A 10,293-nucleotide genomic window follows, 5' to 3' on the forward strand; every position below is an offset into this window, starting at 1 on the left:
CCGGCATCACAGGGGCTCCCGGCGCGTGATCCGCGATGATGACCGGATGCGTTTCATGTTCGTCGGCGACTCCATGACCATCGGACGCGCCGGCGACTACACCTGGCGCTACCGGATGTGGCAGCACCTCGATGCCACCTTCGGCGGTCCGTACCGGATCGTCGGTCCGCGCTGCGAGCTCTTCGACACCTCGGCGAACGAGCCGGTCAGTCACGCGTACGCCGACCCCGGCTTCCCGGAGCACGCCCGCCGCCACCTCGCCGGCTGGGGCGAGGGCTGGCAGCACATGGCCCCGCTCATCGGCTCCGCCGTGCGCTCCGGGCAGGCCGACGTCCTGCTCGTCTCCCTCGGCCTGATAGACCTCGGCTTCTACACCGCCGCCGACGAGACGGCGGCCAACGCCCGCCGCTTCATCGCGGAGGCGCGCGCCGCCCGGCCCGGCATCCGGATGGTCCTGCTCCCGGTCATTCCGAACGTCCGGGCCGAGTCCGACGCGCCGTTCGCGGCCGAGGTCGCCCGGTTCAACGAGCTCCTCGCGAAGGCCGTCGCCGACCTGTCGACCGAGGCCTCGCCGATCCTGCTGGCCGCGCGCCCGGACGCGTACGAGATCCACCGGGACACCTACGACGGCACCCACCCCAACGCCTCCGGCGAGCACCGCCTGGCCGGGGAGTTCGCGGCGGTCCTGCACCAGGCGTGGGGCATCGGCGGCCCCTACCGGACGCCCTGACACCCCGTAGGGCCGCATCCGGCGTTTCCGGCCCGGGTCGTCAACGGGCATCCGCCGTAACCCGGTCTCCGTGCGTATCGTTGTACTACGCGGCTGCCCACGACTGCGCGGCAGCGGGGCGTAGCGCCACGATGACCGTCGTAGAGACCGACAGGATCGAGATGGCCGACATCAGCAGCGAGCAGGCCTTGGACGAGATGTTCGAGGCGCTTGAGCCCGTCCCCGAGGGATTGAAGGTCGAGATCGTCGAGGGGACCGTCTACATGTCGCCGCAGCGGGACACGCACTGGGAGATCATCCTGGACATCATCGAGCAGCTGCGCGCCAAGTATCCGCGGAAGCGACTGAAGTCCGACGTCCGTATCGACTACCCCGGCCACCTGAACGGCTTTGCGACCGACGTGACGGCGATGGTCGAGGGAGCGGAGAAGACCGAAGCCGGCCGGTGGCGCCACGAGGACGTGGAATTCGTCGCCGAGGTGATCTCCAAGGGCACCGCGGCGAACGACTACGGTCCCAAGAAGGCCGCGTACGCCACCGCCGAAGTGCCCGCCTACCTCATCGTGGACCCGTACACCCGCCGCTGCGTGCTCCACACACAGCCCAAGGACGGGGACTACGCCACGGAGACGAAGGTCGCCTTCGGCGACGAGATCGACCTCACGGACACGGTCGTGGGCCTCACCCTCGACACCTCCGAGTTCCCCCGCGACTGATCCGCGCCCCGTACCGGGGCGCGGACCGGTCACGCGTTCACCGCGGCCCGGTCACCAGGCGAAGGCCTCCGGGGACGTGCCGGGACCGGGAAAGATCTCGTCCAGGCCGGCGAGCACCTCCTGCGACAGCTCCAGATCCAGCGCGCGCAGCGCGCTCTCCAGCTGCTCCGCCGTACGGGGACCCACGATCGGCCCCGTCACCCCGGGCCGGGTCAGCAGCCACGCCAGTGCTGCCTCGCCGGGCTCCAGACCGTGCTTCTCGAGCAGGTCCTCGTACGCCTGCACCTGCGCCCGCACGGCGGTGTTGGCCAGCGCGTCCGCGGACCGCCCGGAGGCGCGGCGACCGCCCTCGACCTCCTTCTTGATGACTCCGCCCAGCAGCCCGCCGTGCAGCGGGGACCACGGGATCACGCCGAGCCCGTACTCCTGCGCGGCCGGGATGACCTCCATCTCGGCGCGCCGCTCGGCGAGGTTGTACAGGCACTGCTCGCTGACCAGCCCGACCGAGCCGCGCCGGGCGGCCGTCTCGCAGGCCTGGGCGATCTTGTAGCCGGGGAAGTTCGACGACCCGGCGTACAGCACCTTGCCCTGCTGGATCAGCACGTCGACGGCCTGCCAGATCTCCTCGAAGGGGGTCCGGCGGTCGACGTGGTGGAACTGGTAGAGGTCGATGTAGTCCGTCTGCAGCCGCTTGAGGCTGGCCTCGACGGCCCGGCGGATGTTCAGCGCCGAGAGCCGGTCGTAGTTGGGCCACGGGTCGCCGTCGCCGGCCATGTTCCCGTACACCTTGGTGGCCAGCACGGTCTTGTCCCGCCGGCCGCCGCCCTGGGCGAACCAGGTGCCGATGATCTCCTCGGTGCGGCCCTTGTTCTCACCCCATCCGTAGACATTGGCCGTGTCCACGAAGTTCAGACCCGCGGCGAGGGCGGAGTCCAGGATCGAGTGGCTGGTGGGTTCGTCTGTCTGCGGACCGAAGTTCATCGTGCCGAGTACAAGTCGGCTGACCTTGAGTCCGGTGCGTCCGAGCTGTGTGTACTTCATGAGCCCCAAGCCAACTGCCTGGAGTCCACTCCAGGCAAGGGGGCCCGCGGGGCAGGGGCTACCGGCCCACGGCGGCCGCCACGGCCACGACGACGAACATCAGCACGAGCACACCGGCCATCACACGGTTTCGGGTCTTGGGATCCACCCGTCGAGCGTAACGCGGCCGCCCCCGTCCCCGTACCGAGGGGTCGGGCGCAGGGCCGGGGCCGCGGGGTCAGGCGCCCAGCGGCCAGGCCTCGAGGACCTCGTAGCGGGGCTGCTCCCCGGGCACTTTGCCGGTCGGCAGGTTGCTGCGGACCAGGCTGAGTTCCCGGACCTGCCAGGGCGTGCCCTCGAAGCCCGCGAGGGCCTCGAGGTACGGGTGCAGGTCGGTGCCGCCCTGGCTGCGGGCCAGGGTCAGGTGGGCGCTGTACCGGCGGTGCTGTTCCATCGGGACGCCGGCCCGGCGGGCTGCGGCGTCCGCCCGCTCGGCGAGCATCCGCATCTGGTCGAGCCCGCCGGCGGCGCCGACCCACAGGGCGTGCTCGCCGAAGTGCCCGGAGCCGTGGATGCGGAGGGTGAAGGGGTCCGTCCGGTGGGCGGCGCGCGCCAGCCGGGCGTGCAGGTCCGGCAGGACGGCGTCGCGCACCTCGCCCATGAAGGCGAGCGTGAAGTGCCAGCCCGCTTCCCCGGTCCAGCGGAGCCGGTCGTCCCGGACGGCCTGTACGGCCCGGCGCAGCTCGTCGACGGCCCCCTGGGGCGGCATCACCGCGGCAAACAGCCTCATGGCCTGGAGCCTAACCCGCGCGGGTGGGCCGGGGGCAGAGCCCCCGGCCCCGTGCCGGGCGGGTTACGCGTCCGCGATCGGGATCTGGTGGGACGAGGATGCCGTGCTGCCGTTCACCGGGCCGGTGCCCGGGGCGCCCGGGGTGGTCCCCGGGGCGGCCGGCTGGGACATCGACGCGAGCAGCTGGCGGGCCAGGCCCAGGCCGGTGCCGCCCATGGTCAGCGCCTTCGCGAACATCTCCGACATGCCCTCGGCGCCGTTGAGCAGCACCATGTGCTCCACGTTCCCGAAGGCCCCGGCGCCCGCCTCCACGATCGCCGGCCAGTTCTCGGCGAGCTGCTGGGCGACGACCGCCTCCTGGTTCTCGGCCAGTGCGGCGGCCCGCGCCTTGATCGCGTCGGCCTCGGCGAGACCCTTGGCCTTCGCCGACGCCGCCACTGCGAGGCCCTTCGCCTGGGTGGCCGCGGCCTCGGCCTCACCGGTCGCCCGGGTGGCCTTCGCGGCCGCCAGGCCCCGTGCCTCGGTGGCCGCCGCGTCCGCGGTCGCCGCCGTCGTCACGCGCGTGGCCTCGGCAGCGGCCGCCAGCTCGGTCTCCTTGGCCTTGGCCTGCGCCGCCGAGATGCGGGCGTCGCGCTCGGCCTCGGCCCGGGTGCGGGTCTCGTACGCCGCCGCGTCCGCGGGCTTGCGCACGTCGGCCTGGAGCTGCTGCTCGCGCCGGTGCGCCTCGAGCTCGGCGACCCGGGTCTCCTGGACGACGACCTCCTGGCGGGCCGCCGCCTCCGAGAGCGGGCCCGCCTGGCGGGCGGTCGCCGCGGCCTTGTCGCGTTCGGCCTGGTAGCCGGCCTGGAGGATCTCGCTGTCGCGGGTGGCCTCCGCCATCCGCGCGAACGCGGTCTGCTCGGCCTCGGTCGCGAGACGGTTCGCCTCGGCCTGCGCGATGCGCGCGTCCCGCTGGACGGCGGCGGCGTGCGGCATCGCCAGGTTCTTGATGTAGCCGGTCGGGTCCTCGATCTCGTGGATCTGCAGCGAGTCGACGATCAGGCCGAGCTTCTCCATCTCCGTACCGCAGGCCGCCCGGGTCTGACCGGTCAGCTTCTCCCGGTCCCGGATCATGTCCTCGACCGTCAATCCGCCCACGATGGAGCGCAGATGGCCGGCGAAGACGATGTGGACCCGCTCGGGCATCATCTTCTGCTGGTCCAGGAAGCGGCGCGCCGCGTTCGCGATGGACACCAGGTCGTCGCCGATCTTGAAGATCACGACGCCCTTCACCCGCAGCGGGATGCCCTGGTGGGTCACGCAGTCCACGTTCAGCTGGGTCTCGTTGAGGTCCAGCGACAGTTTCCGCACCGCCTGGACACCGGGGACCACGAGGGTTCCGCGCCCGGTGACGATCCGGAACCCCATGCCCTCGCCGAGGCCCTCGGTCTTGTGCGTGGAGCCGGAGATGACGAGTGCCTCGTTCGGTTCGGCCACCCGCCACATGAGCTTGAACAGGCCGAGCAAGGCCAGGATTGCGGCGAGAACGATTCCCGCCACGACGCCGATAGCCATCGGCAACGCCCCCTTATCGCAGTGCCGTTCGACACTGACGAAGGCGAGTGTGCTCCTGTGCCCCGCCGTTAAGAAGATGTCGGCGGGTTCTTGTCGCCATCTTGATACGAACCACATCCGCGCAGGTGGCGACAGGTCTCAGTTGTCGTACGCCGCCATCACATACACCGTGCGCGGCGGCAGGTACTCGACGACCGTCACCACCGTTCCGACCGGCAGCCGGCCCGTCCCCTGCGCCGGGTACGCGAGGAAGTGCTCCGCGCCGCCCCGGATGCGGACGATGACCTCGCCCACCAGGCCCGGGCCCACCGTCCCGGTCACCCGGCCGTCCAGCCCCACCATGTCGGCTTCCCCCATGCGCCGAGGGTACGCCGCCGGGGCGGGGCCGTCGCCCCGCCGGACCGCGCGTACCTCTCGCCCTTACGGCTCGTACGGCTACGAGTGGCCGAGGTCCGCGGCCGGGAGGTCCGACACGGGCACCGAGCCCGTGTCGGGGACCGGGCGCAGCGGGAACTCGTCCGAGGCCATCGAGTCGAGCACCGGCGGCGCCGGGCGCAGCGGCTTCGGCATGACCGCGGCCTCGGAGTGGCCGCCGCAGCCGTACGACAGGGAGACGAGGCGTCCGTCGGCCGGTCCGAACTCGTTGGCGCAGATGCCGAAGGCCTGGCCCAGCGAGCCGCCGATCGCGACGAGGAACCCGCAGGAGACGCAGGAGGCGGGCGCCGCCTGCGCCATCGGTGTCTTGGCCCCGAAGGATTCGTCCCAGCGGTCGGCGGCGCTGTGCAGCCCGTAGCGGGACAGGACGCGGGCGCGCCGCATGCCGAGTTCCTCGGCGACCGAGGCGATGGAACCCCGTACGGGTACCACCGTGCGGTCGGTGACGTCGGCGTCCTCGGCCTCGACCAGTTCCGCCATCTCGGTGGAGACGACCGAGTTCGGCGGCGGTACGTCCTCGCCCGACCAGCCCGGCTCCAGGCGCAGGTCCTCGGCGTCGGTGGGCAGCAGGTCGCCGGGGCCCATGTCGCCCGGGCGCAGCCGCTCGCTCCACGGCACCCACTCGGGGGCCAGGAGGGCGTCGTCGCCGGGAAGCAGCACCGTTTCGTCGAGGGTGACGTTCTTGGCGCGGGAGGCGCGCGTCACGGTGACGGCCCAGCGCCAGCCCCGGTAGCCGGGGTCCTTGCACTCGAAGAAGTGCGTGACGACCCGGTCGCCCTCCGCCACGGCGGAGACGTGCTCGCCCACCACTCCGGGAGCGGCGGCTTCCTCGGCCGCCGCGCGGGCGAGGTCTACCGCCTCGGCGCACAGGCGGTCGGGGGTACGGCTTCGCGTCGTCGCAGCACTCACAGGTCTCGTTCTCTCCTACGCCGTCTCACGAGTGCGCCGTCCGTACTGTCGTCCACAACGACCCGTCGGTCCTGTCCGTACGTGGCGCGGGCGGAGCGGACCAGAGGGCCGCGTCGACGTCCGCACCCGATCGGCCTCGGGCGCACCTACCTGCTATCCATTCTGCGGGATCGCGAAGAGGCGCGCGGCCGAGAGCAACCGCCGGTGGCGCGCTACGCACGCTACCTCCTCCGACGCCTTGGGCCCACATGCAAGGTCCGATTCGCGGACAAGCCCGCACGCCGACACCGCTCCGACATCGCCTCGACGACGGCCGGACAGCGGCCCGACGGCGACCCGATGGGCGCCCGTAACGCGCCGGGACGGGACCCTGAGGGGTCAGTGGGGCACTATGTCGATTGTGGCACCCGTACGGTCGTCCCGTGACGGCTCGGGACCGGCCAGACGGGCCGGCCGGGCTGTCGGCCGTGCCCTGCACCGCCCCTTCACCGGTACGGCCCGCGGAATCAGGCGGGCCACTCACGCGCACGGGGCCGGCGAATCCGGCCTCGGCAAGCTGATCGAACTGCACGCCGTCAACGGCGCCGGCGACGTGATGATCACCGTGGCGCTGGCCTCGACGGTGTTCTTCTCGGTTCCCACGGACGAGGCACGCGGCCGCGTCGCCCTGTACCTGGCGATCACCATGGCCCCGTTCACCGTGCTGGCCCCGGTGATCGGCCCGGCGCTGGACCGGCTGCCGCACGGGCGGCGGGCCGCGATGGCCTGCTCGATGCTCGCGCGGGCGCTGCTCGCGGTGATGATGTCGGGCGCGGTGGCCACGGGCGGGCTGGAGCTCTACCCGGCGGCGCTGGGCGTGCTGGTCGCGTCCAAGGCGTACGGGGTGGTCCGCAGTGCGGTGGTGCCGCGGCTGCTCCCGCCGAAGTTCTCACTCGTCAAGGCGAACTCCCGGGTCACGCTGGCCGGCCTGCTCGCGACGGCGGCGGCGGCGCCGATCGCGGCGGGGCTGCACACCATCGGCCCGCCGTGGCCGCTGTACGGGGCCTGCGCCATCTTCATCGGGGGCACGTTCGCGGCGTTCACGCTGCCGCACAAGGTGGACGAGGCGAAGGGCGAGCGGCGGGCCCGGCTGTCCACGCACGAGCCGCACTCGCCCAAGCCGGGGCTGCGCACGGTGAGCCCGGCGGTGATGTGCGGTCTGCTGGCGAACGCGTCGATGCGCGCACTGTCCGGGTTCCTGATCTTCTTCCTGGCGTTCCTGCTGCGGGAGCACCCCCTCGCCGGGCAGAGCGCGGCGGTGTCGCTGGGCATCGTGGGCGTCTCGGCGGGCGTCGGGAACGCCTGCGGGACGGCGGTGGGCGCGTGGCTGCGGGCGCGGGCGCCGGAGACGATCATCGCGTCGGTGCTGTCGGTGACCCTGGTGGTCGCGATCCTGGCGGCGGTGTTCTTCAGCGGGCTGTTCATGGCGGTGCTGGGGGCGACTGCCGGGTTCTGCCAGGCGCTGGCGAAGCTGTCGCTGGACGCGATGATCCAGCGGGACGTGCCGGAGGCGGTACGGACGTCCGCGTTCGCCCGTTCGGAGACATTGCTCCAGGTGGCGTGGGTGCTGGGCGGCGCGATCGGCATCGCGCTGCCGCTGAACGGGGTACTGGGTATGGCCGTCGCCGCGGCCATCGTCGCGGCGGGCACGACGATGGCGGTCCGCGGCCTCCTCGTCTCCCCCCGCCACCACCACCCGGGCTCCCCCCGCCCCCGGGTGGCGTAGGGGTGTCCGGGCGCGAAACGCGGCCCCGGCGGCCGGGCGGCGCGCCGCGCCGCGGGCCACGGACACCCCCGTGCGGCGACGGAGCCGGGTGGCCCGATAGCCTTCGGCTCATGACCGCACCGCTTTTCTCGGGTAGGGGCCGCCGCAGCGTCGCGGCCCTCGGAGCCGTGTCCGCCGGCCTCCTCCTTCTCTCCGCCTGCGACAAGCCGACGCCGCTGGCGACCGTGACGGTCGGCACGTCGTCGGTGTCCACCGAGGCGACCTGCTCCGACGACAAGGAGCTCTCCCTGGACAAGGTCCAGGAGTGCCTCACCAACGCGAAGGGCGCCAAGACCATCGCATACGGCCGCGGGGACACCCTGCGCCTCGGTGTCGAGCCGGAAGTCGTCGCGGACGGCAAGCGGTGGCAGGCGGTCCTGGACGGCCAGCCGATCACCGAGCCCTCCTCCAACACCTACCGCAGCTTCCCCGGCGCCGACATCTTCGCCACCGGCGGCCAGGGCGAGGCCCCGTCCTCCAAGAAGCTGAACATCGTCCAGGTCGGCGAGGACGGCAAGCCCCTCGCCGTCTGGGCCTACAACGTCAAGCTCAAGTAGCCGCGTACCGACGGTGCGCGCGCTCATCGTGACCGCGGTGGCGGCGGAGGCAGACTCCGTCGCCGCCGGTCTCACCCCTCATCCGGACCCGGTGACACCGGAGCCGCGCGCCCTTCCCTGGGGGTCCCCCCGGACGAAGTCCGGGGGAGGATATGCGCTCTCCCGGCGCGATCTGCCCGGCCTCGCCGCCGACGTGCTCGTCGGCGGCGTGGGACCGGCTGCCGCCGCGGCCGCCACGGCCACCGCGCTCGCGCTGGCCGACTACTCGCTCGTCATCTCCGCCGGCATCGGCGGCGGGTTCCTGCCCGCCGCCCCGGTCGGCTCCCTCGTGGTCGCCGACGCCGTCGTCGCCGCCGACCTCGGGGCCGAGACCCCCGACGGCTTCCTCGGCGTACAGGAGCTCGGCTTCGGGCACAGCGTGCACCTGCCGCCCGCCGGGCTCGCCGCCCGCGCCGCCGAGGCCACCGGGGCGCTGCTCGCGCCCGTGCTGACCGTCTCCACCGTCACCGGCACCGCCGAGCGCGCAGCCCGGCTCGCCGCCCGGCATCCGCTCGCCGGCGCCGAGGCCATGGAGGGGTTCGGGGTCGCGGAGGCGGCCGCCGCGCACGGGCTGCCCGTACTGGAGATCCGCGCCGTGTCCAACGCCGTCGGCCCCCGCGACCGCGACGCCTGGCGGATCGGGGACGCGCTGGCCGCGCTCACCGCCGGATTCCGTGCCCTGGGGCCCGTACTCGTCCATTGGGGAGAGCACCGACATGAGTCGTGACCCGTACCCGGCGGTCAAGATCGCCTATTCGCCCTGTCCGAACGACACCTTCGTTTTCGATGCCTGGGCCCACGGGCGCGTCCCGGGCGCGCCCGGCCTCGACGTCACCTTCGCCGACATCGACATCACCAACGGCATGGCCGAGCGCGGCGAGCTGGACGTGCTGAAGGTGTCGTACGCCGTGCTGCCCTGGGTGCTGGAGGAGTACGCGCTGCTGCCCTGCGGCGGGGCGCTCGGGCGCGGCTGCGGCCCGCTCGTGTTGACGCGGGAGCCGGGCGCTCGTGGGGGCATCTCCCGGACGGAGCCCGGGGGATTGGCGGGGAAGACCGTCGCCGTGCCGAGCGAACGCTCCACCGCCTACCTGCTGTTCCGGCTGTGGGCGGCGGACGTGCTGCCGGAGGGCGTCGGCAAGGTCGTCGTGCTGCCGTTCCACGAGATCATGCCGGCCGTCCGCGACGGCCGTGTGGACGCCGGACTGGTCATCCACGAGGCCCGGTTCACCTATCAGGACTACGGGCTGCACTGCCTGGCCGACATGGGCGAGCACTGGGAGTCCACGACCGGCCTGCCGATCCCGCTCGGCGCGATCATCGCCAAGCGCTCGCTGGGCGCCGAGACCCTGCACGCGCTGGCCGAGTCGGCCCGTACGTCGGTCCGGATGGCCTGGGACGACCCGGAGGCCTCCCGTCCGTACGTCCGCGCCCACGCGCAGGAGCTGGACCCGGCCGTCGCCGACCAGCACATCGGGCTGTACGTCAACGAGTTCACCGCAGACCTCGGCGATGACGGGTACGCGGCGGTGCGCGGGCTGTTGACGCGGGCCGCCGCGGAGGGTCTGGTACCGGCCATCGCGCCGCATGCGCTGGCCTTCCCGTAAGGCCGTTTCACGTGGAGACGACGGTGCCCCGGCCCTCGGGTGGCGGATTCTTGGGGTCCTCGCAACACCTGATGGCTTACGCGGCTGTCAGTAGATCACGCAGGCGCTCGGCTGGGGTTCTCCAGTCGAGCGTTT

At 72.7% G+C, this 10,293-nt stretch carries 11 protein-coding genes; 6 read left to right on the forward strand and 5 right to left on the reverse strand.

The annotated features are described in order from the left end of the window. The first annotated feature begins 46 nt into the window (after positions 1 to 46). Both AB0I68_RS36695 and AB0I68_RS36700 read left to right on the forward strand, forming a co-directional pair. On the forward strand, positions 47 to 730 hold the full coding sequence (locus AB0I68_RS36695; protein WP_363181745.1) for a GDSL-type esterase/lipase family protein: 684 nt from the start codon (positions 47 to 49) through the stop codon (positions 728 to 730). A 131-nt stretch (positions 731 to 861) separates the two neighbouring features. Next, on the forward strand, positions 862 to 1,446 hold the full coding sequence (locus tag AB0I68_RS36700; protein WP_363181746.1) for a Uma2 family endonuclease: 585 nt from the start codon (positions 862 to 864) through the stop codon (positions 1,444 to 1,446). Positions 1,447 to 1,497: 51 nt separating this feature from the next. Here AB0I68_RS36700 and AB0I68_RS36705 read toward each other — a convergent pair whose 3' ends face one another. The 5 genes from AB0I68_RS36705 to AB0I68_RS36725 form a co-directional block, all read right to left on the reverse strand. Further along, positions 1,498 to 2,487 (reverse strand): aldo/keto reductase, encoded by a 990-nt coding sequence (locus tag AB0I68_RS36705; protein ID WP_363181747.1) that lies wholly within the window; start codon positions 2,485 to 2,487, stop codon positions 1,498 to 1,500. 217 nt (positions 2,488 to 2,704) lie between these two features. Further along, on the reverse strand, positions 2,705 to 3,256 hold the full coding sequence (gene thpR, locus AB0I68_RS36710; RefSeq protein WP_363181748.1) for an RNA 2',3'-cyclic phosphodiesterase: 552 nt from the start codon (positions 3,254 to 3,256) through the stop codon (positions 2,705 to 2,707). Positions 3,257 to 3,319: 63 nt separating this feature from the next. After that, positions 3,320 to 4,810 carry an SPFH domain-containing protein gene (locus tag AB0I68_RS36715; protein WP_363181749.1) on the reverse strand — a complete coding sequence of 497 codons (1,491 nt, stop codon included), beginning with the start codon at positions 4,808 to 4,810 and terminating at the stop codon, positions 3,320 to 3,322. 138 nt (positions 4,811 to 4,948) lie between these two features. Further along, on the reverse strand, positions 4,949 to 5,167 hold the full coding sequence (locus AB0I68_RS36720) for a hypothetical protein (protein WP_363181751.1): 219 nt from the start codon (positions 5,165 to 5,167) through the stop codon (positions 4,949 to 4,951). A gap of 78 nt (positions 5,168 to 5,245) precedes the next feature. Then, a complete protein-coding gene (locus tag AB0I68_RS36725) occupies positions 5,246 to 6,154 on the reverse strand; it encodes a DUF3027 domain-containing protein (protein WP_363181752.1) in 909 nt (302 codons plus the stop codon). 391 nt (positions 6,155 to 6,545) lie between these two features. On the opposite strand from AB0I68_RS36725, the gene AB0I68_RS36730 reads away from it, so the two are divergent. The 4 genes from AB0I68_RS36730 (at position 6,546) to AB0I68_RS36745 (ending at position 10,158) form a co-directional block, all read left to right on the forward strand. Further along, positions 6,546 to 7,919, forward strand: coding sequence for an MFS transporter (locus AB0I68_RS36730; protein ID WP_363181753.1), 1,374 nt, complete (start codon positions 6,546 to 6,548; stop codon positions 7,917 to 7,919). A gap of 110 nt (positions 7,920 to 8,029) precedes the next feature. After that, positions 8,030 to 8,515: a DUF2771 domain-containing protein gene (locus AB0I68_RS36735; protein WP_363181754.1), complete on the forward strand. Its 486-nt coding sequence runs from the start codon at positions 8,030 to 8,032 to the stop codon at positions 8,513 to 8,515. A gap of 13 nt (positions 8,516 to 8,528) precedes the next feature. Beyond that, positions 8,529 to 9,281, forward strand: coding sequence for a futalosine hydrolase (locus AB0I68_RS36740; RefSeq protein ID WP_363181756.1), 753 nt, complete (start codon positions 8,529 to 8,531; stop codon positions 9,279 to 9,281). Continuing rightward, positions 9,271 to 10,158 carry a 1,4-dihydroxy-6-naphthoate synthase gene (locus tag AB0I68_RS36745; RefSeq protein ID WP_363181757.1) on the forward strand — a complete coding sequence of 296 codons (888 nt, stop codon included), beginning with the start codon at positions 9,271 to 9,273 and terminating at the stop codon, positions 10,156 to 10,158. Before AB0I68_RS36740 ends, AB0I68_RS36745 begins: the two co-directional genes overlap by 11 nt. The last annotated feature ends 135 nt before the right edge of the window (positions 10,159 to 10,293 follow it).

Origin of the sequence: Streptomyces sp. NPDC050448 (assembly GCF_040655295.1) — a bacterium.
In the GTDB taxonomy this organism is placed as follows: Bacteria; Actinomycetota; Actinomycetes; order Streptomycetales; family Streptomycetaceae; genus Streptomyces.